The sequence below is a fragment of the Collimonas arenae genome, assembly GCF_000786695.1.
Classification (GTDB): domain Bacteria; phylum Pseudomonadota; class Gammaproteobacteria; order Burkholderiales; family Burkholderiaceae_D; genus Collimonas; species Collimonas arenae_A.
The window spans coordinates 4,549,719-4,574,405 of the sequence record NZ_CP009962.1 but is presented as its reverse complement, the minus strand read 5'-3'; the positions used below and the strand labels follow the sequence as shown (position 1 = coordinate 4,574,405).

24 protein-coding genes are annotated in these 24,687 nt (G+C 56.5%); 19 read left to right on the top strand and 5 right to left on the bottom strand.

The features are described 5' to 3' along the window. Nucleotides 1-6 precede the first annotated feature (6 nt). The 7 genes from LT85_RS20150 (at nucleotide 7) to LT85_RS20120 (ending at nucleotide 6,747) form a co-directional block, all read left to right on the top strand. Complete coding sequence (locus LT85_RS20150; protein WP_038496945.1) at nucleotides 7-1,002, top strand: ABC transporter substrate-binding protein; 996 nt, start codon at nucleotides 7-9, stop codon at nucleotides 1,000-1,002. Between the two features lie 54 nt (nucleotides 1,003-1,056). Continuing rightward, entirely contained in the window at nucleotides 1,057-1,830 is a 774-nt protein-coding gene (locus tag LT85_RS20145; RefSeq protein WP_038492505.1) for an ABC transporter permease, read from the top strand. Nucleotides 1,831-1,839: 9 nt separating this feature from the next. Beyond that, nucleotides 1,840-2,664 (top strand): transporter substrate-binding domain-containing protein, encoded by an 825-nt coding sequence (locus tag LT85_RS20140; RefSeq protein ID WP_038492502.1) that lies wholly within the window; start codon nucleotides 1,840-1,842, stop codon nucleotides 2,662-2,664. 252 nt (nucleotides 2,665-2,916) lie between these two features. Further along, nucleotides 2,917-4,044 carry a branched-chain amino acid ABC transporter substrate-binding protein gene (locus LT85_RS20135; protein ID WP_038492500.1) on the top strand — a complete coding sequence of 376 codons (1,128 nt, stop codon included), beginning with the start codon at nucleotides 2,917-2,919 and terminating at the stop codon, nucleotides 4,042-4,044. 110 nt (nucleotides 4,045-4,154) lie between these two features. Continuing rightward, complete coding sequence (lhpH, locus tag LT85_RS20130; protein WP_038492497.1) at nucleotides 4,155-5,165, top strand: trans-3-hydroxy-L-proline dehydratase; 1,011 nt, start codon at nucleotides 4,155-4,157, stop codon at nucleotides 5,163-5,165. A gap of 130 nt (nucleotides 5,166-5,295) precedes the next feature. Beyond that, nucleotides 5,296-6,219: a delta(1)-pyrroline-2-carboxylate reductase family protein gene (locus tag LT85_RS20125; RefSeq protein WP_038492494.1), complete on the top strand. Its 924-nt coding sequence runs from the start codon at nucleotides 5,296-5,298 to the stop codon at nucleotides 6,217-6,219. Nucleotides 6,220-6,282: 63 nt separating this feature from the next. Further along, complete coding sequence (locus LT85_RS20120; RefSeq protein WP_156117593.1) at nucleotides 6,283-6,747, top strand: GNAT family N-acetyltransferase; 465 nt, start codon at nucleotides 6,283-6,285, stop codon at nucleotides 6,745-6,747. 20 nt (nucleotides 6,748-6,767) lie between these two features. Here the strand turns inward: LT85_RS20120 and LT85_RS20115 are convergent, their stop codons facing one another. After that, the gene (locus LT85_RS20115) at nucleotides 6,768-7,229 is read right to left on the bottom strand and encodes a rhodanese-like domain-containing protein (protein WP_038492488.1); all 462 of its coding nucleotides are present in this window, start codon (nucleotides 7,227-7,229) and stop codon (nucleotides 6,768-6,770) included. A gap of 516 nt (nucleotides 7,230-7,745) precedes the next feature. On the opposite strand from LT85_RS20115, the gene glnA reads away from it, so the two are divergent. From glnA to ntrC, 4 genes are all read left to right on the top strand, one after another. Beyond that, nucleotides 7,746-9,161 carry a type I glutamate--ammonia ligase gene (gene glnA / locus LT85_RS20110; protein WP_038492485.1) on the top strand — a complete coding sequence of 472 codons (1,416 nt, stop codon included), beginning with the start codon at nucleotides 7,746-7,748 and terminating at the stop codon, nucleotides 9,159-9,161. Nucleotides 9,162-9,369: 208 nt separating this feature from the next. Next, nucleotides 9,370-9,879, top strand: coding sequence for a hypothetical protein (locus tag LT85_RS20105; RefSeq protein ID WP_038492482.1), 510 nt, complete (start codon nucleotides 9,370-9,372; stop codon nucleotides 9,877-9,879). Between the two features lie 447 nt (nucleotides 9,880-10,326). Continuing rightward, complete coding sequence (glnL, locus tag LT85_RS20100) at nucleotides 10,327-11,409, top strand: nitrogen regulation protein NR(II) (protein WP_038492479.1); 1,083 nt, start codon at nucleotides 10,327-10,329, stop codon at nucleotides 11,407-11,409. Between the two features lie 317 nt (nucleotides 11,410-11,726). Continuing rightward, nucleotides 11,727-13,256 carry a nitrogen regulation protein NR(I) gene (gene ntrC / locus LT85_RS20095; protein WP_038492476.1) on the top strand — a complete coding sequence of 510 codons (1,530 nt, stop codon included), beginning with the start codon at nucleotides 11,727-11,729 and terminating at the stop codon, nucleotides 13,254-13,256. A 36-nt stretch (nucleotides 13,257-13,292) separates the two neighbouring features. On the opposite strand, the gene LT85_RS20090 is transcribed toward ntrC, so the two are convergent. Then, complete coding sequence (locus LT85_RS20090) at nucleotides 13,293-13,517, bottom strand: hypothetical protein (protein ID WP_038492473.1); 225 nt, start codon at nucleotides 13,515-13,517, stop codon at nucleotides 13,293-13,295. A gap of 206 nt (nucleotides 13,518-13,723) precedes the next feature. On the opposite strand from LT85_RS20090, the gene LT85_RS20085 reads away from it, so the two are divergent. From LT85_RS20085 to LT85_RS20055, 7 genes are all read left to right on the top strand, one after another. Further along, nucleotides 13,724-14,119, top strand: coding sequence for a hypothetical protein (locus LT85_RS20085; protein ID WP_038492470.1), 396 nt, complete (start codon nucleotides 13,724-13,726; stop codon nucleotides 14,117-14,119). Nucleotides 14,120-14,242: 123 nt separating this feature from the next. Further along, nucleotides 14,243-15,694, top strand: a complete 1,452-nt coding sequence (locus tag LT85_RS20080; RefSeq protein ID WP_038492467.1) for a bifunctional 2-methylcitrate dehydratase/aconitate hydratase — start codon at nucleotides 14,243-14,245, stop codon at nucleotides 15,692-15,694. Nucleotides 15,695-16,027: 333 nt separating this feature from the next. After that, a complete protein-coding gene (locus LT85_RS20075) occupies nucleotides 16,028-17,920 on the top strand; it encodes a propionate--CoA ligase (protein WP_038492465.1) in 1,893 nt (630 codons plus the stop codon). Nucleotides 17,921-18,007: 87 nt separating this feature from the next. Further along, a complete protein-coding gene (locus LT85_RS20070; RefSeq protein WP_172657009.1) occupies nucleotides 18,008-18,499 on the top strand; it encodes an arsinothricin resistance N-acetyltransferase ArsN1 family B in 492 nt (163 codons plus the stop codon). Next, the gene (locus LT85_RS20065; protein WP_038492462.1) at nucleotides 18,499-19,395 is read left to right on the top strand and encodes a pseudouridine synthase; all 897 of its coding nucleotides are present in this window, start codon (nucleotides 18,499-18,501) and stop codon (nucleotides 19,393-19,395) included. Before LT85_RS20070 ends, LT85_RS20065 begins: the two co-directional genes overlap by 1 nt. A gap of 48 nt (nucleotides 19,396-19,443) precedes the next feature. After that, nucleotides 19,444-19,701 carry a hypothetical protein gene (locus LT85_RS20060; protein ID WP_038492459.1) on the top strand — a complete coding sequence of 86 codons (258 nt, stop codon included), beginning with the start codon at nucleotides 19,444-19,446 and terminating at the stop codon, nucleotides 19,699-19,701. 6 nt (nucleotides 19,702-19,707) lie between these two features. Then, nucleotides 19,708-20,343, top strand: coding sequence for an esterase/lipase family protein (locus tag LT85_RS20055; protein ID WP_052135343.1), 636 nt, complete (start codon nucleotides 19,708-19,710; stop codon nucleotides 20,341-20,343). A gap of 5 nt (nucleotides 20,344-20,348) precedes the next feature. Here the strand turns inward: LT85_RS20055 and LT85_RS20050 are convergent, their stop codons facing one another. After that, complete coding sequence (locus LT85_RS20050) at nucleotides 20,349-21,656, bottom strand: MFS transporter (RefSeq protein WP_038492456.1); 1,308 nt, start codon at nucleotides 21,654-21,656, stop codon at nucleotides 20,349-20,351. Next, entirely contained in the window at nucleotides 21,653-22,054 is a 402-nt protein-coding gene (locus LT85_RS20045) for a MarR family winged helix-turn-helix transcriptional regulator (protein ID WP_253273585.1), read from the bottom strand. The genes LT85_RS20050 and LT85_RS20045 overlap by 4 nt, the downstream gene beginning before the upstream one ends. A gap of 228 nt (nucleotides 22,055-22,282) precedes the next feature. Between LT85_RS20045 and xth the strand changes: the two genes are divergently transcribed. After that, nucleotides 22,283-23,047: an exodeoxyribonuclease III gene (gene xth / locus LT85_RS20040; RefSeq protein WP_038496936.1), complete on the top strand. Its 765-nt coding sequence runs from the start codon at nucleotides 22,283-22,285 to the stop codon at nucleotides 23,045-23,047. A gap of 91 nt (nucleotides 23,048-23,138) precedes the next feature. On the opposite strand, the gene LT85_RS20035 is transcribed toward xth, so the two are convergent. Continuing rightward, nucleotides 23,139-24,659, bottom strand: coding sequence for a leucyl aminopeptidase (locus LT85_RS20035; protein ID WP_038492450.1), 1,521 nt, complete (start codon nucleotides 24,657-24,659; stop codon nucleotides 23,139-23,141). Between the last annotated feature and the right edge of the window lie 28 nt (nucleotides 24,660-24,687).

Genomic DNA, 24,687 nt, shown 5'->3' with positions numbered 1-24,687 from the left:
TTCAATATGAGATTTAAGCCGTTCTTGCTGCTTCCTGCACTTTTGCTAGCGCTGGCGGGCCAGGTTTCGGCTGCAGAAAAATTCAAGATCGGTTATCTGCGCGTAATGGACGATGCGCAAGCGATTGCCGCATTCGAGGGCGGCTTTTATAAGAAACATGGCTTGGATGTCGAACTGATCGAATTCAAATCTGGTACTGACCTGATCAAGGCCATCGTCGGCGGCCAGCTCGATAGCGGCGTGCTGGGATTTACCAACGCTGCGGCCTGGGCCTCCAAAGGCGCCGACCTGAAAGTGGTGGCCGGCGCGCAGCATGGCTATCACGCCATCGTGGTGCGCGAAGATAGCGGCATCAAGGATGTCGCCGGACTCAAAGGACATACGCTGGCGTCACAGGCCGAAGGCAGCACCGCCGATACGGTGCTCAAAGGTGTGACGCTCAAGAACGCCGGCCTGAAAGCCGACGATGTGAATATTCTCGGCGTCAGCCCGCAGGTGGCAGTGCAGTCGCTGGTCGGCAAGCGCGTCGATGCCGCCTTCCTGTTTGAGCCGCAAGCCAGCATTGCAAAGCTGGTGGCGCCAGTTAAGCAGATATATGAAGTCGGCGAAGTCTGGCCTTTCCCTTGCATGGTCGTAATCACTTCCGGCGAGACGTTGGCGAAACGGCGCGAAGCTGTCTGGAAATCGCTGGACGCGCAGCGCGAAGCCATTAATCTGCTGCAAAAAGATCCCGCTGCGGCATCGAAACTGATCGCCGGTTATTTCATCGCCGATCCCACCCTGAAAACCCTGAAACACGGCGACCTGCCGCGTGAAACGGTGATCAGCGACGCCATCAAGAGCCAGACGTTCAGCGCCGTGCTGACAGCCAAGGAACTGGCGCGTATGCAGGAGCTGGCGAATATCCTGCAGGAACAGGGGTCTTTGAAAACGCGTGACGGCAAGCCGTTCAACGTCAACGCCATCATCGATCTCGATTGGCAAAAAGACCGCAAGCTCTGATCCGGCCTTGCCTGCAGCTATTTTTCAACAACGACGTATTGTTCTGGTTCATCTATGAGTACTCAAAGCCGGTTGGTCGGTTACCGCAAGAAACTAGCCATGTTGCTGGCCATCCTGTTTATCTTCCTGCTATGGCAGATTGCCGCGTGGTCATTGCCGGATTTCCTGATGCCGGGCGTGCTGCCGGTGCTGGGACGTTTGTGGCAGGAAGCGCTGACGCCGGAGTTCCGTACCGCCCTATGGGGCAGCCTGACCAGGCTGGGCGGCGGTTATGCGGCGGCGATGCTGTTCGGCGTTGGTTTCGGCCTGATCGGCGCAGTGCTGTTTTTCTTCCGCGAAGTATTGAAATCGGCCATCATCATCTTGCAGTCGATTCCCTCGATTGCCTGGGTGCCACTGTTCCTGATACTGATGGGCTTCGGCAACCTGCCGATCATGGTGGTCGTGGCGCTGGCGGCTTTTTTCCCGGCGGCATTGAGCGTCATGAACGCGACCGAAAGCGTGCAGCAAGTGCATGTCTCGGCGGCGCGGGTGATGGGCGCTACGCGCTGGGATATGTTGAAGCGGGTATATCTGCCGGCAGTCATGCCGGAACTGATCACCGGCGCCCAGCTGGCGTTCGGCAATGCCTGGCGTGCGCTGATATCGGCGGAGATGCTGATCGGTTTCGGTAAAGGGCTGGGCCGTACTTTGGCCTACGCCGGTGAAACCGCCGACATGACCGGCGTGATGACCAACATCCTGGCGATCGCGATCCTGGCGGCGTTGATCGACCAGTTCATTCTGGAAAACCTGAAGCATCGGGTATTGCGCTATCAGTACGTCTGATTGATTTCCATGAGTGCGCCTTCGCAATTTTTCCATCATGCAGTTACGCTCCTGCTGCTGGCCTGTACTTTGCAAATTAGCGCTTCGGCCGCGACCGTGCAGAAAATCATGCAGCGTGGAAAACTGGTGGTTGGCGTCAGTTATGTCGTTCCGCAGTACGTCGCAGGGGCCAAGTACCGGACGCCCGAGAGTTTCGATCACACGGTAGCCGAGGATCTGGCCAAGCAATTGGGCGTGCATCTGGTGACGGTGAAAGTGACGGCGCAAAATCGTCTGCAAATGCTGGCGCAAGGAAAGGTTGATTTGCTTTTGCTGGATCTGACCGAAGCCGATGCAGATATCTTGCGCGTCAATGCCAGCCTGCTTCCTACTGCCTATCAAGCCAGCCCCAAGCTGATCATGCGTAACGACACCGATATCAAGCGTCTGGCGCAGCTCAAGGGCCGCAGCATCTGCATGGCGCAAGGCAGTCGCTATATCGGCGCCATGGGGAAAAATTACGCCGCCGTAGAAAAAATATACAAGGCCCCGGCCGACGCTTTACTGGCGCTCAGGACGGGAGGTTGCGACGCCGCCATGCATGACGATGCAGTGCTGAACGGCATGCTCGCTTTACCCGAGTGGAAAAAATTCTCAGCCAGCCTGCCGCTCAGCGCCAGTGCTGCCAGGCTGACTTTCGTCTTGCGGCCGAAAGACGGCGAGCTAGCTAGCTATCTGCAGCGATTGAACCAGGAGTGGAGTCGCGGCAGCTATTGGGCCGACAATCAAAAAACATGGATCAACGATGTCGCGTTTGAAGTCTATCTGGATCAGAACGTGCCCGACTGCCACTGAATATTATTCTCTCCACCGGCCTCTGCGCTCGGACGTTTTGTTTCCCAATCTGACGGATAGCAACTAAAATCCGGGTTAAATCACGCTTTTTTTCCATCGAATCTACGGAGAAGCCGCCGCATAAAAGAATTTAATGTGGCGGTGTCCCTGCTAGGATTCGATCTGCAAGAGCCGTCCCCCGGACTCCCACGCCTAACGATGGGTGCCGTTATTAAAAAAACATTATATTAAAGACAGACGAAAGGAAAAGCCATGTACGCACGGACCAAATTGATGATGGTTATGTTGGCAGCATTCCCAGCGCTCGCAATGGCGCAGGAGACACAAGTTGTAAAGATCGGCTTTAGCAGCCCGCTGACCGGCCCACAGGCATCGGCAGGCCGCGACAACCAAGGCGGTCTGGCCATGGCGATCGACAAGCTGAATAGCCAGGGATTGGTTATCGGCGGCAAGAAAATCAAGTTTGAAGCGATGATGGAAGATGACCAGGCCGATCCGCGCGCTGGCGTCAGCGTTGCGCAAAAGCTGGTTGACCAGGGCGTCAAGGCGGTGGTAGGTCCTTACAACTCGGGCGTGACGATTCCTGCTTCGCGCGTGTATAACGATGCCGGCATCGTCATGGGCACCGTGGCTTCCAATCCGAAGGTTACGTTGCAAGGCTTCCACTCGGTATTCCGGGTAGCGGCCAGCGACAGCCAGCTGGGCGGCAAGATGGCGCTGTATGCAGCCAAGGAACTGAAGGTCAAGACCGTATCGATCATCGACGACCGTACCGCTTACGGCCAGGGCCTGGCGGAAGAATTTTCCAAAGTCGCCAAAGCCAACGGCATCAAAGTGCTCGGCAATGACTTCACCAACGACAAGGCAACCGATTTCACCGCTATCCTGACCTCCATCAAGTCCAAGAAACCGGACGCGATTTTCTACGGCGGCTACTCGCCACAGGGCGGTCCTATGATGCGCCAGATGAAACAGCTGGGCGTGAGCGCCAAGTTCCTGGGCGGCGATGGTATCTGCGCACCGGAAATGGGCCGTCTGGGCGGCGATGCGATTACCGACCAGGTGTATTGCACTCAGGGTGGCGCCATGCTGGACAAACTGGCTTCCGGCAAGACCTTCGCAGCTGATTACCAGAAGCGTTACAGCCGTCCTGCAGAGACTTATGCAGCTTCGTTCTACGACGGCATGATGGTGATCGCCCAGGCGATGAAAGAAGCCAACTCGGTCGATCCTAAGCAATACGTGTCGGCACTCGAAAAGATCCACTACAAGGGCGTCGCCGGCGAGTATGAATTCGACACCAACCACGACCTGAAGCAGTCGCCAGTGACGGTGTACAACTTCAAGGGTGGCGCACCAGTACCGCTGACCAGCTACTAAGCACCATCGAGGCCGGGCTGCGCTACGCGTACCCGGCCTGTTTTTTTGCTGCCTTCGCTCCACCTTGCAGTGGTTCATGCAATTCTTTTCCGTTTTCTCAAGAAAATCCCATGCTGAGTTACACACGCACCATCCACACGGTCGATGCACACACCGGCGGTGAACCGCTGCGCATCGTGATTTCCGGCTTGCCGCCAGTCCCAGGCAAGACCATTCTTGAACGCCGCAGCTGGCTCAAGGCGCAACGCGACGACTTGCGCCAGTTCCTGATGAACGAGCCGCGCGGCCATGCCGACATGTACGGCGCCTACTTGCTGCCGCCGGTCACGCCGGCCGCCGATTTCGGCGTGATCTTCATCCATAACGAAGGTTATAGCGACATGTGCGGCCATGGCATCATCGCGCTGGGCAAGGTGCTGGTCGAGCTGAACCATGTCGAACGCACTGTGCCGCTGACGCGGATAGGGTTTGACACGCCAGCCGGATTTATCGAAGCCCAGGTCGAGTGGGACGGCCAGCGTGCAGGCGCGGTGACGTTTCGCAACGTACCAGCATTTATCTATCGGCGCGATGTTGAAGTCGAGACGCCGAGCTTTGGCAAGGTGACTGGCGATATCGTGTTCGGCGGCGCGTTTTATTACTACATGAACGGCGACCAGGCTGGAGTCCGGATCAAGCCGGAGCAGGTGCGGCAACTGATCCAGCTGGGCGCCGAAACCAAGCAGGCCGTCAAGGACCAGGTAAAGATCCAGCATCCGCTGGAACCGGGGCTGGATAGCCTGTACGGCACCATCATCGACGGCGCCCCGAACAATCCAGCTGCGGACCAGGCCAATGTCTGCATCTTTGCGGACCGCGAAGTGGACCGTTCACCGACTGGCACCGGCACCTCGGGCCGCGCCGCGCAATTATTCTTGCGCCAGAAGCTGGCATTGAACCAGACCTTGGTTAATGAAAGCATTGTAGGCAGCTGTTTCCGGGTGCGCGTCACCGAGACCGCCAAGGTCGGCGAATTCGACGCCGCCATCACTGAGGTGACCGGCAACGCGCATATCATGGGCTTTAATCAATGGGTGCTGGAAGACAGCGACCCTTTCCCGCAAGGTTTCTTCTTGCGCTAATGTGATTTAGAGGCTGTTGCAAACACATCTGGCGTTGTTGCCCCTCCTAGCCGTACTACTCGTACTGTCTTCGTCGGCGCGCCTAGCCAGCTGTGTTTGCAACAGCCTCTTAGGAATGGTTCGCAGACAAATGCAAATTCTCGACGCTCAACAGACCGCCGCCGCGCTACCGTATTCTGCGCTGGTGCCTGCGCTGGTAAAAGTTGCGCAGCAACTGCGCGAAGGCAAGATCAACGCCCCCGAACGCATGGTGGTGGAGATCGACAAGGCTAGCGTGCTGCTATGCATGCCGGCGGTCGCCGCCGATATCGGCATGACCAAGCTGATCACGGTGCACGCCAATAATGCGCAGCATCAGTTACCGGCGATCCAGGGCGAAGTGGTGGTATTCGATGCCGCCAGCGGCCACCGCCTGGCGCTGTTGCACGGACCAACCGTTACCGCGCGCCGCACCGCTGCGGTCAGCTTGCTCGGCATCGAGGCTTTGCTGCCGTTCAAGCCGAAATCGGCCTTGCTGATCGGTACCGGCGTCCAGGCCATCGCGCATGCCGATGGCCTGGTTGATTATTTCGGCGTCAGCGAATTCTGGATCTCCGCCCGTGATTTGCCGAAGACGAAAGCCTTTTGCGATGCATTGCAGTTGCGTCATCCGCACATCACGGTCAAGCCCGTGGCTGCGGATAAATTAGCTACTGAATTACCGCATACCGACTTGGTGATAGCCTTGACCACCTCGCGTACTGCGGTGATACCGGTTAATATCGCGGCCGACACGCTGGCGATCGGCGTCGGCGCGTTCAAGCCCGACATGGTGGAATTTCCGGCCGAGCTTTTGCATAGCCGTACTGTGGTGGTGGACTGCCTGGCAGGCGCCAAACACGAAGCGGGGGACTTGTTGCAAGCGCAGATCGACTGGAGCAAGGTGCGTGAATTGCCCGATGTGCTGGCCCACGGTTTTGTGCAGCAAGCGGCGCTGCCGGTATACAAAACCGTTGGCCAGGCAGCCTGGGACCTGGCCGCCGCGCGGGTGGCGATTGCCTCGCTTGCCAGCTGAAATCCATTATTAAGATTAAGCAAGGAGTGGAATTTGATCCGCGACGCAGTAGCAGCCGATTGCATGAACCTGACCGCTTTGTCGATACAGGTCTGGCTACATACTTACGCCACCGAAGGCGTCAGCGATGACCTTGCACGCGAAGTCCTCACCATCTTCACGCCTGCATATTTTCAAGAGGTAATTGCCGATACTGATTACCGCCTGTTAGTGGAAGTGGATGGCGCCAACCTGCTTGGCTATATCCTGCTGGATCTCGACTCGCCATGCGAGGAACAAAACTACGGCGGCGTCGAAGTCGACACCTTGTACGTGCAGGAACATTTTCATGGCCGCGGCATCGGCCGCGCACTGTTGGACCATGCAATGAAACACGCCGGCAAGCTGCTCTGGCTTAAGGCTTGGGCCGGCAACACTCGTGCGCTCGCCTTTTACAAGGCCTACGGGTTCACCGACATCGGGATGGCCTGGCACGTGATTGACGACCAGAAATACGAGAACCGTATCCTGGCCTATCAGAAGTCATAAAAATCCAGAACTGAGAAGTTCTAGGCGCCCATCCAAGGCAAGCCCGCTTTGCACCAGCCGTTGACGTTCTTGCGGTGGCCGTTATTGTCCTTGTCGCCCTCGAAACCTTCCAGAATATTGAAGCAGTTGACATAGCCATGTTCGGTCGCCAGTTTGGCTGCGTGCTGCGAACGGACGCCGGAACGGCAAAGGAACAATAGGGGCGTGCCTTTTTCCGCGATCTGCGCCAATTGCGCCAGGAAATCCGGGTTCTGCACGCCACCCGGATATTGCGACCATTGCGCCGCCGCGTGCTGCGCTCCGGCAATCGAAACCCGGCCAACCCAGTCGCGCTCGGCATTGGTGCGGACATCGACAAGAATAGTGGCGGCGTCCGCTTCCAGCAGGGCGAATGCCTCGCCGGGGGTAACGGCGCCGGCATACGGAAGCTGATCGTTTTGACCGCGTTGTTTCGCTATGGTGAAGAGTTCGCTGCTGGTCATGCTATTTCTCCTGGAGGAGTTGCTGGTTTATCAAATAATGGTCTTAAATGGTCTTAATTTATTGTCTTGTGCACCAAAATTGCGCAAAACATCATTTTATCCAATCGATTGCACGAAAACGGTGCCATCGAAAGTGCTTGCACCGATGTGGTGACTTATGATTTTCCCAATACCTAGGCTGATCGAAAGGAAAAGCCCAAATTCAGCCTGAATTGAGCCTTTTAAACTAGCTAATTACAATACCGACTATGAACAGTTACACGGACGGATGGTGGCATGGATTCTGCTATCATCCTGCCTGAGTTCTGGTCGTACTGAAAGTTGCTGTTCGGTCTGGGAGGTTCTCGGATTTAAGCAATCGGCTGCATTTTCGCCTCGATTCCCTAAATCCGAGAGTCTCCATCTTCTCACTTCCTGTCCACGATGTTACTGCGATGCTGAATTTTGCGCGCAACAGATCCTGGACTGGTGCGCACAATTCACTAGCAGTATTTTCATATTCCTTAGGAGATTCACATGGCAATGACAGCCGCAGAAGTCTTGAAAATGGCAAAAGACAACGAAGTCAAATTCGTTGATTTTCGCTTCGCTGACACCAAGGGCAAGGAACAGCACGTAACTGTCCCTGTCTCTCATTTCGATATCGACAAATTCGAATCGGGTCATGCATTCGACGGCTCTTCTATTGCTGGCTGGAAGGGTATTGAAGCTTCCGACATGTTGCTGATGCCGGATCCAAGTACTGCAAACATCGACCCGTTCATGGAAGAAACCACATTGTTCATGCAATGTGACGTGATCGAACCATCTGACGGCAAGGGCTATGACCGCGACCCGCGTTCGATCGCCAAGCGCGCAGAAGCCTACCTGAAATCATCCGGCCTGGGCGACACCGCCTATTTCGGTCCAGAACCAGAATTCTTCATTTTCGACGACGTCCGCTGGGGTGCCGACATGTCGGGCTGCTTCGTCAAGATCGGTTCCGAAGAAGCATCGTGGAGCACCGGCGCCAAGCTCGAAGGCGGTAACACCGGCCACCGTCCTACCGTCAAGGGCGGCTATTTCCCAGTTCCGCCAGTCGACAGCTTCCAGGACATGCGTTCGGAAATGTGCCTGATCCTGGAATCGCTGGGCATCCCGGTTGAAGTGCATCACCACGAAGTGGCTGGCGCCGGCCAGAATGAAATCGGCACCAAGTTCTCGACCCTGGTTGAGCGCGCCGACTGGACCCAGAACATGAAATACGTGATCTGGAACGTTGCACACACCTATGGCAAGACAGCGACTTTCATGCCAAAGCCTATCGTTGGCGACAACGGTTCCGGCATGCACGTGCACCAATCGGTTTGGAAAGACGGCAAGAACCTGTTCGCTGGCGACGGCTATGCAGGCCTGTCCGAATTCGCGCTGTTCTACATCGGCGGCATCATCAAGCACGCCAAGGCGCTGAACGCGATCACGAATCCAGGCACCAACTCGTACAAGCGTCTGGTTCCAGGTTACGAAGCACCGGTCAAGCTGGCGTACTCGGCGCGTAACCGTTCGGCTTCGATCCGTATTCCTCACGTGGCGAATCCAAAAGGCCGCCGTATCGAAACCCGCTTCCCAGATCCGCTGGCTAACCCGTACCTGTGCTTTGCAGCATTGCTGATGGCAGGTCTGGATGGCGTGCAAAACAAGATCCATCCGGGCGAAGCAGCATCGAAGGACCTGTACCATTTGCCGCCAGAAGAAGACAAACTGATTCCTACCGTTTGCGCTTCGCTGGAAGAAGCACTGGAAGCGCTGGACAAGGATCGCGAGTTCCTGACCCGTGGTGGCGTCTTCAGCGACAGCATGATCGATGCTTACCTTGACTTGAAGATGCAGGAAGTGCAACGCTTCCGCATGACGACGCACCCGATCGAATTCGATATGTACTATTCGGTGTAAGTTATTGCGCAAGTTTTGACGGCCGTTCTTGCACAGCGCAAGATTGGCCGGCAAGATAAAAAGGACAGGGAATTTTTCCTGTCCTTTTGTTTTTTTGGCACGCTTGTTTTCTCTGTGCGGCTGTCATAAATTATATTGTGCGGGATGGTTTGTCATTGGAAGTTTCTTGACATAAACTAGCGACTCCATTGAATTGCGAAGAAAATCTATGAAGCGTCTCATGTTGCGTTTTTCCCCGGGATTTCTGCTGTTGGCGGCAGTCAGCATGCTTGCCAACGTTGCCCATGCCGAAAGCGAAGTTTTTCTTTGCGTTGACCAGAATGGCGTCAAGGAATACAAGAATACCGGTGACACCAAAGGCTGCAAGCGCGTCAGCCTGCCGCCGTTGACCGTGACTTCGTCGAGCAAGCCGGTGCGCGAAGGCGGTTCTGTCAGCAAACCGGCGGCGTCGACCCCGAGCGATTTCCCGAAAGTCGATAACGGCACGCAAAAAACCCGCGACAACGATCGTCGCCAGATCCTGCAAGATGAATTGAGCAAGGAGCAACAGCGCCTCGCCGACCTCAAGAAAGACTACAACGACGGTACGCCGGAACGGCAAGGCAATGAGAAAAACTACGCCAAGTACCAGGACCGCGTGGCATCGATGAAAGAAGATATCTCGCGCAGCGAGAAAAATATCGACGCGCTCAACCGGGAACTGTCGAATCTGAAGTAATCCTGCAGCATGGTATCAACCTTGCTTAATGCATAAGGCCGCAATCGCGGCCTTTATTTTTGCCTATCCGGTATTGGGAGTCAGTCGGACTTAGGATGATCGGCTGCAAAAATACCTGAGCGCTCCATATTTCACCAGCTTCTTGGTCAATAGCTTGCTATTGACACTTCGAATCCGGCAAAATCTGTCCTCGCTCAGTTATTTTTTCGCTTCGATCTCCTAAGTCCGACTGACTCCCGGATAAGGAAGTACCGGATGCACCAATTTGTTGCAATCCGGCGTTTTACCCACCGACATCGCTTACAAAGCTTGTTATGCTCGGAAAATGCACCATTTCAATCACCAAGATACTTCCCATGACAGCGGCGCATCGTGCCTTGCCGCGTGCAACCTCATCCGTTGCAGGCGGTGCCAGTCGGAATCAGGTCTTTTCATGAGGATGCCCGGATGCCAATAAAACCCACCGAACGAAATGCGCTTGCCAGCCTTGATCTGCTGGCGTCTTCAGTGCTGGTGCTTGATCAGCATGCGCGCCTGGTGTTTGCCAATGCCGCCGCAGAAAACATGCTGGAGAGTTCCTGCCGTTTGCTGAAGCAGCAAACGCTGTCCGACCTGTTCCTCAATCCAGAACAGCTGCTGGCGATTTTCCAGCAGGCGCTGGAGCACCAGTTCGATGACTCCCGCCAGGACCTGATCCTGGAGCGCGTTGGGCGCGAGCCTTTGTGGGTCGATACGATCGTTACGGCGCTCGACAATCCCGAGATGCCAGTGCTGATTGAGTTGCGTGAAAACGTGCAGCAGCTGAAGCTGGAGCGGGAAGAGCGCCTGATCGACCAGAGTCAGGTCAACAAGGAACTGGTGCGCAACCTGGCGCATGAAATCAAGAATCCCCTGGGCGGCATTCGCGGCGCGGCACAGCTGCTGGAGCTTGAGTTGCCGGAGCGTCACGTCAAGGAATTGCGCGAATACACGCAAGTTATCATCAAGGAAGCGGACCGCTTGCAGACGCTGGTGGACCGCTTGCTGGCGCCGCACAGGCTAGCGCAGATCGTCGGCGATGTCGATATCCACGAAGTCTGCGAACGGGTGCGCAGCCTGATTGTCGCCGAGTTCCCCAGCGGTCTTTCGATCAAGCGCGATTACGACTTGTCGATACCGGAATTCCGTGGCGACAAGGAACAACTGATACAGGCGATTCTCAATATCGCCCACAACGCGGCGCAAGCCTTGAGCGAGCGTATCAAGGCCGGCGACGCCGAACTGGTTTTCCAGACCCGGGTAGTACGCCAGGTGACGCTGGCCAAGGTACGCTACCGGCTGGCACTAGACTTGCATATCATCGACAATGGACCCGGCATTCCGGTCGAGATCCAGGAACGCATTTTCTATCCGCTGGTATCGGGACGCGATGGCGGCAGCGGTTTGGGTTTAACGCTGGCGCAAACCTTTGTGCAGCAGCACATGGGTGTCATCGAATGCGAAAGCCGGCCGGGATGTACGGATTTCAGAATTCTTATACCACTGCCTTGAAGCCTGTCTTGTTATCGCATTGATTACGAGAACCAGTTGCTTGTTCGGTAAGTGCTTAGCGTTGCTTGAACCTGGAAACGGCAGCAGACCACTTGCCTGAATCTGGAAAGCCATGTGGACATTGAGAATATGAGAAATCTAGTCGTTCCTCTAAAGAGTAAAAGCGTTACGCACCCGATTGCACTTTTATCGAGGCGCCTGGCCGCGTTGCTTCTCCTTGCAGGGAATACCCTGCAGCGTCGTCGCGCCTTGCCATGCACCCCGATAAAAGCACACTCGGGCGCGTTCTACTACCGTTCCTAGGTTAGAGAAAACATATGAAACCAATCTGGATTGTTGACGACGACGAATCGATACGATGGGTGCTTGAAAAAGCATTGGCTCGCGAGAACCTGACCACAAAAAGTTTTTCCAATGCGCGCGATGCAATCGAGGCGCTGCAAACCAATACCCCCCAAGTACTGGTATCCGATATTCGTATGCCGGGCGCCTCCGGCCTGGAGTTGCTGCAAACAGTCAAGGCCAAGTTTCCCGGCGTGCCGGTGATTATCATCACCGCATTTTCCGATCTTGATTCGGCCGTTGCGGCGTTCCAGGGCGGCGCCTTTGAGTATCTTGCCAAGCCGTTCGACGTCGACAAGGCGGTCGAACTGATCCGCCGCGCACTGGAAGAAAGCCTGCGCGAAGCGAATGTCGAACAAGCGTCCAGCGAGACGCCTGAAATCCTGGGGCAGGCGCCGGCGATGCAAGACGTGTTTCGCGCCATCGGCCGTCTGTCGCAATCGAACGTGACGGTGCTTATTACCGGTGAGTCCGGTACCGGGAAGGAATTAGTGGCGCGGGCGCTGCACAAGCATAGTCCGCGCGCTGCGCAGCCATTTATCGCGCTTAACACCGCTGCGATTCCGAAGGATTTGCTGGAGTCCGAATTGTTCGGCCACGAGCGCGGAGCGTTTACCGGCGCACAGGCCTCACGCCGCGGGCGCTTTGAGCAAGCCGAAGGCGGCACCTTGTTCCTCGACGAAATCGGCGACATGCCTTTCGATTTGCAGACGCGCTTGCTGCGGGTCTTGTCCGACGGCCATTTTTACCGGGTCGGTGGACATCAATCCCTGAAAGCCAATGTCCGGGTAATCGCCGCCACCCACCAGAATCTGGAGACCCGGGTGCGCGAAGGCCTGTTTCGCGAAGATTTGTATCACCGCTTGAACGTGATCCGGCTGCGCTTGCCGAGCTTGCGCGAGCGACGCGAAGACATCCCGATCCTGACACGTTATTTCCTCAGCCAGAGCGCCAAACAGCTGGGAGTGGAAAGCAAGCGCGTATCGGATAACGCCATGCGCTTCATGAGCGGCCTCGAATTGCCCGGTAACGTGCGGCAATTGGAAAACCTGTGCAACTGGATCACCGTGATGGCGCCCGGCCAGACTGTGGAGATCAAGGATTTGCCGCAGGACCTGGTGAGCGGACGCGATCAAAGCACACAGCTGGAAAGCCCGGCGCACCGGCCGGTAGCGTTTGATCCGCATCTTTCCGTAGCGTCTTCCGGCGTCGGCATGGCTGTGCAATATGCAGAGCCTGCCGTTGCTGCCGCACCCGCTGCAGCCAGCGTTGACAGGCAAAGCTGGGTCACGCTGCTGGAAACCGAAGCGGCGAGCATGCTCAGCAACGGCGACGCGGATGTGATGGATGTGCTGGGCCGTCAATTTGAATCGGCCCTGATCAAGATCGCCTTGCGGCATACGCATGGCCGCAAGAACGATGCTGCGGTACGGCTTGGCATCGGCCGCAACACCATTACACGCAAGATCCAGGAATTGGGGATCGATGGCGCCAAAGACGATTGATACGATAGGCGTTGCCAGCGTGCAATGACGTTGTTATTACACGATGCGCAGCGCCTGCTTCAGATCGTGCAGCATAGCCAGAGGATGCCGCCGCGAGGTGTCGAGGATCGACGAGGCGCTGATTTTGCCTTGCTTACGATAATTACGATCGCAGCGAAAAGCCGCTATCGATACGCCCATGTATTCGACCGCTTCATCCGCGGTGAATTCGCTAGCACTGCAAGTGCCCGAGCCGTCCGGTATGGCTGAAGTTGTCGCCATTGACGCATCGATAACAATATTATTCGTCCATTGGCGAATTATGCAGGCCTAGAAGATTTAAAATTTGTCCCGATTGGCAAACGCAAATAGTGCTTGTATGCAAAATGGCAATACAGGCATATGCATGAGCCGAGAGAAGGCCGTGTCGCTTTTTATGCGATGCTGTCTATCCGAATGCTTACTTACTGCCTAAGGGCCGGGACTACATGATCGCTCGTAACTACCTCCATATCGCTTCTGCGTTGACGCTCACCGCCTTGCTGGCCGCCTGCGGCTCCAGCGTTCCATTGGTCGACACCAAGCCGGAACCAACCTTGCCGAACCTGCTGAAACTTGAACCGACGCCTGCAGCGAATTTGCTGACTGGTAATTTTTTCTGCGAGCTGGGCAACAAGGTCAGCCTCGCCAGTGGCACGGACGGCGCTGTCAGCCTAAGCTGGAAGGGCCGCAGCTACCCAATGACGGCGGTCAGCACTACGACCGGTGCTGTGCGCCTGGAAGACAAGGCTAGCGGACTGGTATGGATTCAAATTCCTGCCAAGTCGATGCTGCTCAACTCGAAACTGGGGCAGCAGCTGGCTAACGAATGCAAGTTGCGCTGATGTTTTGCTGATATCTTGATTGGGACGACGTTGGTGATGTTCGCGATGGCATGATGAATGTTGCTTTAATTTTTTCGCTTTGGTTTTGATATTTCGCTTTCATTTTCACCTTCAAGGGAAATAATGTCTGCTCACATCTCCAACGTCCGCCCAAAATACGACAAGGTGCTGGTCGATATCGTCGACTATGTGACCAAATACAAGATCACATCCAAGGTTGCCTACGACACGGCGCGCAACTGCCTGATCGATACCTTGGGTTGTGGTCTGGAAGCGCTGGAATATCCAGCCTGCAAGAAACTGATGGGGCCGATTGTCCCCGGTACTGTCGTACCCAACGGCGCCAAAGTACCAGGCACGCAATTCCAGCTTGATCCGATCCAGGCAGCCTTTAATATCGGCGCCATGATCCGCTGGCTGGATTTCAACGACACCTGGCTGGCGGCGGAATGGGGCCATCCGTCCGACAACCTGGGCGGCATCCTGGCGACCGCCGACTGGCTCGCGCGCAATGCGATCGCCGCTGGCAAGAAGCCGCTGAAGATGAAAGACGTGCTGACCGCCATGATCAAGGCGCACGAAATCCAAGGCTGTATCGCTCTCGAAAACTCTTTCAATAAAGTCGGCCTGGATCATGTGGTGTTGGTCAAGGTTGCGTCGACCGCCGTCGTGGCGGAAATGATGGGCCTGGCGCGTGAAGAAATCCTGAATGCGGTATCGCTGGCATGGGTTGATGGCCAGTCGCTGCGCACTTATCGCCATGCACCGAATACCGGTTCGCGTAAATCCTGGGCTGCGGGCGACGCGACTTCGCGCGCAGTGCGCCTGGCGCTGATCGCCAAGAGCGGTGAAATGGGCTATCCGTCCGTGCTGACCGCCAAGACCTGGGGTTTCTACGATGTATTGTTCAAAGGCCAGCCATTCAAGTTCCAGCGTAAATACGCATCGTATGTGATGGAAAACGTGCTGTTCAAGATTTCCTTCCCTGCCGAATTCCACGCGCAAACCGCGGTGGAAGCCGCCATGACCACGCACGGCCAGTTGGCCAAGGCAGGCAAGTCGGTCGAGGACATCAAGAAGATCACCATCCGCACCCACGAAGCCTGCATCCGTATCATCGACAAAAAAGGGCCGCTGAATAATCCAGCCGACCGCGATCACTGCATCCAGTACATGGTGGCGGTGCCGCTGATTTTCGGCCGCCTGACTGCCGGCGACTATGAAGACAAGGTCGCTGCGGACAAACGTATTGACGTCCTGCGCGACAAGATCGTTTGCATCGAAGACCCGGTTTTCACCAAGGATTACCATGATCCTGAGAAGCGTTCGATTGCCAATGCAATGACAATCGAATTCAAAGACGGCAAGAAGCTCAAGGAAATCGTGGTCGAATACCCGATCGGCCATGCGCGGCGGCGCAAGGATGGCATTCCGCTGCTGGAAGCCAAGTTCAAGATCAACCTGGCGCGCCAGCTGTCGGTCAAACAGCAACAGAAGATCCTGGAAGTCTCGCTGGATCAGAAAAAGCTGGAAGACATGGCAGTCAACGAGTATGTTGACCTCTATGTGATCTAAGAGGTTGTTGCAAACACACCTGGCGTTGTTGCCCTTGCAGGGCGCGCCCGGACTTGCAAGCCCGGGTCGTTCCGCAGGCAGACGACAGTGTCGTCTGAAACCCCTGCTGCACCCTCCTAGCCGTACTGTTCGTACTGTCTTCGTCGGAGCGCCTGGCGATCTGTGTTTGCAACAGCCTCTAAATGACTTGCGTCTCGCTTTGACGGGGCGCTTTGTTATTGGCGTTGATGTAGTCGCGGAAAACATGCCGCAGAAGCATGCATGGTCGGAATGCTCGCCCTGTGCTGGGAGTCTTCCAACCCTACGATTCTTTTCAGGAAACAAGGAGACAGCATGAGTTTCGCCAGCTTTTATCAACGATCGATCGATGAACCGTCCACATTTTGGGCTGAGCAGGCGCGCAGGATCGACTGGCATCACCCGTTTTCGCAAGTGCTCGACGATAGCCGGCCGCCGTTTGCCCGCTGGTTTGTCGATGGCACCACCAATCTCTGCCACAACGCGGTAGACCGCTGGGTAGCGACGCGCGGCGACCAGCCTGCGCTGATCGCGATTTCGACCGAAACCGATACCGAGAAGACCTATACCTTCCGTGAACTGCATGCGGAGGTTAATCGTACTGCCGCCATCATGCAGTCGCTCGGCGTTGGCCGCGGCGACCGCGTGCTGATCTATATGCCGATGATCGCCGAGGCAACCTTCGCCATGCTGGCTTGCGCGCGTATCGGCGCTATTCATTCGGTGGTGTTCGGCGGCTTTGCTTCCAACAGTCTCGCAAGCCGGATCGACGACGCCACGCCCAAGCTGATTGTCTCGGCCGATGCCGGTTCACGCGGTGGAAAAGTGGTGGCTTACAAAGGTTTGCTGGACGATGCGATCAAGCTTGCGCAGCATAAGCCGGCACATGTGCTGATGGTCAACCGCGGTCTGGCGGCGATGGAAACGATGGCTGGCCGCGATGTCGATTACACCGAGCAGCGTCGCTTGCACATCGACGCCAAGGTGCCTGTAGTCTGGCTCGAATCGAATGAGGTGTCGTATATCCTGTACACCTCAGGCACCACTGGCAAGCCCAAGGGCGTGCAGCGCGATGTCGGCGGTTATGCGGTGGCATTGGCCACGTCGATGGATACTATCTTTTGCAGCAAGGGCGGCGGTACTTTCTTCTGTACGTCTGATATCGGCTGGGTAGTCGGCCATTCCTACATCGTCTACGGCCCGCTGATAGCGGGCATGGCTACCATCCTGTATGAAGGGTTGCCGATCCGTCCCGATGGCGGTGTCTGGTGGAGCATCGTCGAGAAATACAAGGTCACGCGGATGTTCTCCGCGCCGACAGCAATCCGCGTACTGAAAAAGCAGCCGCCCGAGCTCATGCAGAAGTACAACCTGTCTTCCTTGCAGGCGTTGTACCTGGCCGGCGAACCGCTGGACGAAACTACTTCCAGATGGATTTCCGAAGCGCTTGGCGTACCCATCATCGATAATTATTGGCAGACTGAATCCGGCTGGCCGATCATGACGATTGCCAAGAATATTGAGAACAAGCCGAGCAAACTGGGTAGCCCGGGCGTGCCAATGTATGGCTATAAGGTGCAGCTCCTGAATGAAGCCACCGGCGAGCTGTGTGGCGCCAATGAAAAGGGCGTGGTAGTGATCGAATGGCCGTTACCGCCCGGTTGCATGCAAACCATCTATGGCGACGATCAGCGCTGCGTCGACACCTATTGGGCCACGCCTATCCCGCAGACAGGCCGGCCGGCATATTCCACTTTCGACTGGGGCATCCGCGATGAAGATGGCTACTATTTCATACTCGGCCGCACTGATGATGTGATCAATGTCGCCGGCCACCGGCTTGGCACGCGTGAAATCGAAGAGAGCATTTCCAGCCATCCGAACGTGTCCGAGGTAGCGGTGGTCGGCGTGGAAGACAAGTTGAAAGGCCAGGTGGCGGTGGCTTTCGTGATTCCTAAAGTTGCAGAAAGCACGGCAGAAGGGCGGGCCGCGCTGGAGGAGGAAATCATGCGCGTCGTCGATAAACAGATCGGCAGCGTCGGCCGGCCTGCGCACGTCTATGTCGTTAATCTGTTGCCGAAAACCCGTTCCGGCAAGCTGTTGCGCCGTTCCATACAGGCGATCTGTGAAGGACGCGATCCGGGCGATCTGACGACGATTGAAGATCCGGCTTCGCTGCAACAGATCAAGGATGCGTTACGCGGCTGAGCCCGCTATATCAAAGTCATGGCGAAGGGAATGGGGGTATGATTGTGTATTCGTTTGTGCAACCTGCTTCCCTGATCCATTTCCGCCATGACCCACATCATTCGCCCGGCCGATATCGCCGATGCAGCAGCCATTTGCCATATCTACAATCCCTACATACTCGACACAGTCATCAGTTTTGAAACCGAGCCGGTGACGCCCGAGCAGATGGGGCAGCGCATCCTTGATATCACGGCGAACCTGCCGTGGCTGGTATGCGTCGACGGAGAACAGATTCTAGGCTATGCCTATGCCACCAAATGGCGCGCGCGCGCCGCCTATCAGCATGCGGTGGAAAGCTCTGTGTATATGTCGCCGCTGGCAGCGGGCAAGGGTTTGGGGACCGCGTTGTATAACGCCTTGATTGCTGAACTGGAAAAATTGCCGGTACATACCGTGATCGGCGGCATCGCCTTGCCGAACGCGGCCAGCGTCGGCTTGCATGAAAAAATGGGTTATGTAAAAGTCGCGCATTTTGCCCAGGTCGGCAAGAAATTTGATCGCTGGATCGACGTCGGTTATTGGCAACGGGTGTTGTGATGACGCAGGTGCCCGCACCGCCGCTACCGATTGTAGATGGCGTTGCGCCTAGCTATCTGTGGCTGCCCGCTGGTAGCTGGCCCAACCTGCTGGTATTCCTGGAGCAGCGTTTTCGTGCGATTGATCGTGCAACCTGGATAGCGCGGATGGCGCGTGGCGAAGTGGTCGATGGCGATGGCGTCCGGCTGACGCCGGACAGTCCGTATCGGCGCGGCATGTGCATTTTTTATTACCGTGAACTGGACGCCGAGACGCCGATCCCATTCGAAGAAATCATTCTTTATCAGGACGAGCGCATACTGGTGGCCGACAAGCCGCACTTTCTGCCGGTGATCCCTACCGGCCGTTTCCTGCACGAGACCTTGCTGGTGCGTCTGAAAAAAAGGACCGGACTGGCGCATCTGACGCCGATCCACCGGCTCGACCGCGAAACCGCCGGCGTGGTGATTTTCTCCCATGACGTCGCCAGCCGCGGCGCTTACCAGTCCTTGTTCCAGCAACGGCTGGTCGATAAGACCTATGAAGCGCTGGCGCCGACCAGGCCGGAACTTGCCTTGCCGCTGGTGCATCGTAGCCGCATGGTGGATGGCGTTCCGTTTTTCCGGATGCAGGAAGTTGCCGGGGAGCCGAACTCGGAGACCCGGATTGAGCTGATAGAACAGCGGGAAACATGTAGCCTGTACCATATGCACCCGCTGACCGGCAAGAAGCACCAACTGCGTGTACATTTGGCGGCATTGGGGATACCGATCATCAACGATACCTTTTATCCGGAAGTGTATCCCTGTAAAGGCGACGACTGGTCGGCGCCGCTGAAACTGCTGGCGAGGGAGATTTCTTTCACCGATCCCCTGGATGGCCGGCGACGGCATTTTGCCAGTCAGCGCGAACTTTGAAATCAAACTACAGTGTTGGAAGCAAATGAAACATATCAGGAGAGCGTCATGAGATCAACCCGAGCGACAGCTGCGGTCGAACGTCTCAATGCCCGTAGCACCGAAGTGCGCTATTCGATGGTGCGAACTGCGGGAGAGTTGTTTTACCTGACGCAGAACGCCGGTTTTGACGCACCGGTCAAACTCAGCGAAGCCCTGGAGCTGGATGATTTCGTCCGCTTTGTCAACGCCTACGGTCCGCAAAAACCCAAGCGCGTCAGCAAGCTCGACGTCGCTTTCGAAAAGCAGCTGAAGAAAAAATACTAGTGCGCCATGGGCGATCATTCATCCGCCGATATCAAGATGCATGCTGTTCTGGTGCACGGCATGGGGCGCACCCCGGCCTCTATGCTGTTGCTGGCCAGACGCCTGCGAAGAGCAGGCATCACCACCCATCTGTTTGCCTATTCGGCGGCGTTCGAGCGCTGGCAGCCTTGTCTTGAGCGCCTGTGCAAATTCATCGCGGTCCGTGTCGGCGATGAGCGTTTCATCATGGTCGGTCATTCGCTGGGCTGCGTGCTGACCCGTGGCGTGCAACCGTTGTTAAGCCACAAGCCAGAGATGGCTTTCCTATTGGCGCCGCCGACCCGCGCATCCAGCTATGCCATCAAATTATCGCGGTGGCGCCTGTTCCGTTTGCTGACTGGCGAAATGGGACAGTTGCTGGGGCGCCAGGAATTCATGGATAGCTTGCCTGCGCCGGAGATTCCGTTGCACATCTATGCCGGCATCAAAGGCCCGCGCGGCAACTGGATGCCGTTTGGAGACGAGCCTAACGACGGCATCCTGTCGGTCGGCGAAGTGCAGCTGGGATCGCTGCCTCTGCACTTGCTGCCGACCATCCACACTATCATCATGAACTCGCGCCAGGTGGCCCGCGATATCGTGGCCACCGTCAAGTCTTCGTAAATTGATTATCGCGCCGGCACGGGAACCGCTGGAATCAAATCGCCGCCCGCATGATGGCCTTTGATCCGCAGCACCAGCACAGAAGCGACGATGCAAGCCGCACCCATCAATATTGACGACAAGGTGTAGCTACCCAGGCTGTTACGCAGCGAACCAGCCAACAGGGTGGCGCTGGCAGCGCCCAGCTGATGGCCTGCGACGATCCAGCCGAACACGATAGGCGCGGCCAGCCGGCCAAATACGTCGTTGGCCAGGCGCACGGTCGGCGGTACGGTGGCGATCCAGTCCAGTCCATAAAACAAGGCGAACACCGGCAGGCCGAAATAACTCAGGCCGAAAGCGTGCGGCAAGAAAATCAGCGCGATTCCACGCAGCCCGTAATACCAGAATAGCAGCACGCGCGGATTGAAGCGGTCCGACAGCCAGCCCGACATCGTGGTGCCGACAAGATCCAGCATACCCATGGTCGCCAGGATGCTGGCGCCGCCAACCGCAGTAATGCCGTAGTCGCCGCACATGGCGATGAAATGCGAGCCGATGTAGCCATTGGTGCTCATGCCGCAGATGAAGAAGCTGAAAAACAGCAGCCAGAAATCGCGGATCTTGACAGCCTTGCCCAAGGCGCCGAACGCAATGGACAGTGGGTTTTTACCCTTGCCGAGCGCTTCCGGGGGCAATTCATCGTGTTGGCCATAGCGCTTCAAGCCGATATCCTGTGGGCGTTCAGGCAAGAAGATCGCCACCAGAGGAATTGCTAGCGCCGCCACGCTGGCGACCAGGATCGCCACCGAACGCCAGCCGAAATGCTCGACCATGTAAGCCATCAGCGGCAGGAATACCATCTGGCCGGTGGCAGAACTGGCTGTCAGCAAGCCCATCGCCAAGCCGCGGCGCGTCTCGAACCAGCGGCTGACGATCGTCGCAGCCAGCGTGTTGGCGGCGACGCCGCTGCCGGCTCCCACCAGGATGCCCCAGGCCAGCACCATGTGCCATGGCAGCGTCATGAAGGTGCTGGCGAAAGTCCCTATCGCGAGCAATACCAGCGCGCCAAGGACGATGGGGCGGATGCCATAGCGCTGCATAGCCGCCGCTGAAAACGGTCCGATCAGCCCATAGAGCGCAATATTGACTGAAATGACGAATGAAATGGTGGTGACGGTCCAGCCGAATTCGTGTTCCAGCGGCAGTATCATCACCGATGGCGTAGCGCGGATACCGGCCGCGGAAAGCAAGACCAGGAAGATAATGCCGACGACTATCCAAACGTAATTGAAACGCAGGCGCGCCATGATGGCTTGTATGGTGTGGTTCATGGGAGAGTGTGCTCGTATTGTTCGAACTTCAGGTTGGCGTTATCGACCAGGGTCTTCAGGGCATAATGGGTTTCTTCGCCCAGTATTGCGTCGATTTCGTTTTGCGCCTTGCGCCAGTTGGGCATGGATTCTTTCCACTTGTGCTGGCCAGCGCTGGTCAGGCTGACGCCGAATGAACGTTTATCGGTCAGCATTTCCAGCGGCATGTCGACAGTCTGGATCCAGCCCAGCGCGATCAAAGGCTTGAGAGTACGGCTCATGGTGCTACGGTCCATGCCCATATTGGCCGCCAGCGGGATAACGCCGATCGGACCGTATTTGCCGATCCTGGCCAACAGGGAGTACTGGCTGATGGTCAGTTCATCGGCCGCCAGATAGTGATCGTAGATATTGGTCATTTTGCGGGTGAGTTGCCGCAGGGTTGAACAACTGCATTGGCTTTGCATGCTTTACCTTAATATGTATATGCATCGATGTATATACATATTATGGGTGGGGACATGACTTGTCAACATACTTGTTGTAATTTGACCGAAGGATATTTGGTGTAAAGTGCAGGCGTGGCAGATCCCAAGGCTATTTAGCAATGGACTGTGTCTTTTAAAATATTGAAGAATTCGAATTTGATGAAAATAGCAACCTGGAACGTTAACTCCCTCAAGGTGCGCCTGCCGCAGGTGCTGCAATGGCTGACCGATAACCCGGTAGACATTTTGGCGCTGCAGGAAACCAAACTGACCGACGATAAATTTCCCGCGGCTGAAATCGAGGCCGCCGGTTACCACGTGGTGTTCAGCGGCCAGAAAACCTATAACGGCGTGGCGATTTTGTCGCGCCATCCGATCACCGATGTGGTCAAGAACAATCCGCTCTATGAAGATCTGCAGCAACGGATCATCGCCGCGACCATCGAAGGGATACGGGTGGTCTGCGCCTATATTCCCAACGGCCAGTCGCTCGATTCGGACAAATACCAGTACAAACTGAAGTGGCTGGATGCTTTGCATGACTGGCTGCAGAGCGAGCGGCAGCAACACGAGAAGCTGGTGCTGCTGGGCGACTACAACATTGCGCCGGAAGACCGCGATGTCCATGATCCGGCGGCGTGGGTAGGGCAGAACCTGGTGTCGCCGGCGGAACGGGCGGCGTTCGTGCGCTTGCAGGGGTTGCAGCTGACCGATGCTTTCCGTATGTTCGAGCAGCCGGAAAAATTGTTCAGCTGGTGGGATTACCGGCAGATGGGTTTCCGCCTGAACCGCGGCATGCGGATCGACCACATCCTGTTGTCGCCGCCGCTGGCAGCACAATGCACCGCCTGCGTAATCGACCGCGTTCCGCGTAAATGGGAGCAGCCGTCGGACCACGCGCCGGTGGTCGCCACACTTGCTTAATTAGCTAAATAATTACGGATACGGAAATAAAAACGGGGTGTTGGCGACAAAGCCAACACCCCGTTTCACATCCAATGACCGATTAAACCGATTACTTGGCTGCAGCAGCGCGATTCATCAGGAAAGTGGTCAGCAACGCCACTGGCCGTCCGGTGGCGCCTTTGGCTGCGCCGCTCTTCCATGCCGTACCAGCGATATCCAGGTGGGCCCAGGTATATTTCTTGGTATAGCGTTCTAGGAAGCAGGCTGCGGTAATGCTGCCGCCGGCCGGGCCGCCGATGTTGGCCATGTCGGCAAAGTTCGACTTCAGCTGTTCCTGGTAGCTATCTTCGATCGGCATGCGCCATGCGGTGTCGCCAGTCGCCTTGCCGGCGCTGAGCAATTCGTTGGCCAACGCATCATGCGCGCTGTCGTGACGGGTGAACAAGCCGGAATTGTGATGGCCGAGCGATGTCACGCAAGCGCCGGTCAGCGTTGCAATATCCACCACGGCTGCTGGCTTGAAGCGTTCCACATAGGTCAGCGCATCGCATAGCACCAGGCGGCCTTCCGCATCGGTGTTCAGGATTTCGATGGTTTGGCCAGACATCGAGGTAACGATATCGCCAGGTTTGGTAGCGGTGCCGGAAGGCATGTTTTCTGTAGCTGGGATCACGCCGATGACGTTCAGCTTCAGCTTCAGTTCGGCGATGGCGCGCATGGTGCCCAGCACCGAGCCGGCACCGCACATGTCGTACTTCATTTCATCCATGCCGGCGCCGCCCTTGAGCGAGATGCCGCCGGTGTCAAAGGTGATGCCCTTGCCAACCAGTACAGTCGGTGCATCCTTGGCTTTGCCGCCGAGGTGCTTGATGATGATGAATTTCGGTGCTTCGCCGCCGCCGCGCGCAACAGACAGGAAGCTGCCCATTTTCAGCGCTTCCAGCTGTTTGCGGTCCAGCACTTCTACCGACAGCTTGTATTCCTTGGCCAGCTTCTTGGCGGTGTTGGCCAGGTAAGTCGGGGTGCAGACGTTGCCAGGCAGGTTACCCAGTTCCTTGGTCAGGTCGATGCCGTTGGCGAGCGCCAGGCCTTGCGTCAGGGCGTCCTTGGCATCGGCAGCTTTGGCGGCAGGGACCAGAAAAGCGATCTTCTTGACGCCGGATGTTGTTTCTTTTTTACTTTTCAGGGTGTCGGAGCGATAGTTGTTATCGCGCAGTACCATGATGGAGGAACGAATGGCCCATGCCAGGTCGCGTTCCGGGGTTTGTTTGGCGATGCCGTCGAATGGCAGGGCCAGCAGAGCGTCATTGCCGCCCAAAGTGGCCAAAACACGAGCTATGCACAGCGCAGCCATCGACATGACCTTGTCGCTCAGTTCGCCGTCAGGGCCGAGGCCGATCAGGAGGACGCGCTCGGCGGCGACGCCGGCGACTTTGCGCAACAACAAGGTGGAACCTGGTTTACCGGAAATATCTCCGGACTTTAGTGCGGCAGTGATTTCACCAGTTTTGTCAAGAGCTAACGCTTGTGGCGACAGTTTCTTGTTTTCATAGATCCCGACTGCGATACAGCCGGCTTTCAGAGAGGCAATTGAGGTTTTTGCGTCGTTGGTTTTTATGCTAAAGTCCATCACTTACTCCTTTTTTGATCCGCAATTA

Bases quoted from the DNA above. Each gene is read 5' to 3' on its own strand.
- LT85_RS20150 (WP_038496945.1), top strand. From the start codon at position 7: ATGAGATTTAAGCCGTTCTTGCTGCTTCCTGCACTTTTGCTAGCGCTG.
- LT85_RS20145 (WP_038492505.1), top strand. From the start codon at position 1,057: ATGAGTACTCAAAGCCGGTTGGTCGGTTACCGCAAGAAACTAGCCATG.
- LT85_RS20140 (WP_038492502.1), top strand. From the start codon at position 1,840: ATGAGTGCGCCTTCGCAATTTTTCCATCATGCAGTTACGCTCCTGCTG.
- LT85_RS20135 (WP_038492500.1), top strand. From the start codon at position 2,917: ATGTACGCACGGACCAAATTGATGATGGTTATGTTGGCAGCATTCCCA.
- lhpH (WP_038492497.1), top strand. From the start codon at position 4,155: ATGCTGAGTTACACACGCACCATCCACACGGTCGATGCACACACCGGC.
- LT85_RS20125 (WP_038492494.1), top strand. From the start codon at position 5,296: ATGCAAATTCTCGACGCTCAACAGACCGCCGCCGCGCTACCGTATTCT.
- LT85_RS20120 (WP_156117593.1), top strand. From the start codon at position 6,283: ATGAACCTGACCGCTTTGTCGATACAGGTCTGGCTACATACTTACGCC.
- LT85_RS20115 (WP_038492488.1), bottom strand. From the start codon at position 7,229: ATGACCAGCAGCGAACTCTTCACCATAGCGAAACAACGCGGTCAAAAC.
- glnA (WP_038492485.1), top strand. From the start codon at position 7,746: ATGGCAATGACAGCCGCAGAAGTCTTGAAAATGGCAAAAGACAACGAA.
- LT85_RS20105 (WP_038492482.1), top strand. From the start codon at position 9,370: ATGAAGCGTCTCATGTTGCGTTTTTCCCCGGGATTTCTGCTGTTGGCG.
- glnL (WP_038492479.1), top strand. From the start codon at position 10,327: ATGCCAATAAAACCCACCGAACGAAATGCGCTTGCCAGCCTTGATCTG.
- ntrC (WP_038492476.1), top strand. From the start codon at position 11,727: ATGAAACCAATCTGGATTGTTGACGACGACGAATCGATACGATGGGTG.
- LT85_RS20090 (WP_038492473.1), bottom strand. From the start codon at position 13,517: ATGGCGACAACTTCAGCCATACCGGACGGCTCGGGCACTTGCAGTGCT.
- LT85_RS20085 (WP_038492470.1), top strand. From the start codon at position 13,724: ATGATCGCTCGTAACTACCTCCATATCGCTTCTGCGTTGACGCTCACC.
- LT85_RS20080 (WP_038492467.1), top strand. From the start codon at position 14,243: ATGTCTGCTCACATCTCCAACGTCCGCCCAAAATACGACAAGGTGCTG.
- LT85_RS20075 (WP_038492465.1), top strand. From the start codon at position 16,028: ATGAGTTTCGCCAGCTTTTATCAACGATCGATCGATGAACCGTCCACA.
- LT85_RS20070 (WP_172657009.1), top strand. From the start codon at position 18,008: ATGACCCACATCATTCGCCCGGCCGATATCGCCGATGCAGCAGCCATT.
- LT85_RS20065 (WP_038492462.1), top strand. From the start codon at position 18,499: ATGACGCAGGTGCCCGCACCGCCGCTACCGATTGTAGATGGCGTTGCG.
- LT85_RS20060 (WP_038492459.1), top strand. From the start codon at position 19,444: ATGAGATCAACCCGAGCGACAGCTGCGGTCGAACGTCTCAATGCCCGT.
- LT85_RS20055 (WP_052135343.1), top strand. From the start codon at position 19,708: ATGGGCGATCATTCATCCGCCGATATCAAGATGCATGCTGTTCTGGTG.
- LT85_RS20050 (WP_038492456.1), bottom strand. From the start codon at position 21,656: ATGAACCACACCATACAAGCCATCATGGCGCGCCTGCGTTTCAATTAC.
- LT85_RS20045 (WP_253273585.1), bottom strand. From the start codon at position 22,054: ATGACCAATATCTACGATCACTATCTGGCGGCCGATGAACTGACCATC.
- xth (WP_038496936.1), top strand. From the start codon at position 22,283: ATGAAAATAGCAACCTGGAACGTTAACTCCCTCAAGGTGCGCCTGCCG.
- LT85_RS20035 (WP_038492450.1), bottom strand. From the start codon at position 24,659: ATGGACTTTAGCATAAAAACCAACGACGCAAAAACCTCAATTGCCTCT.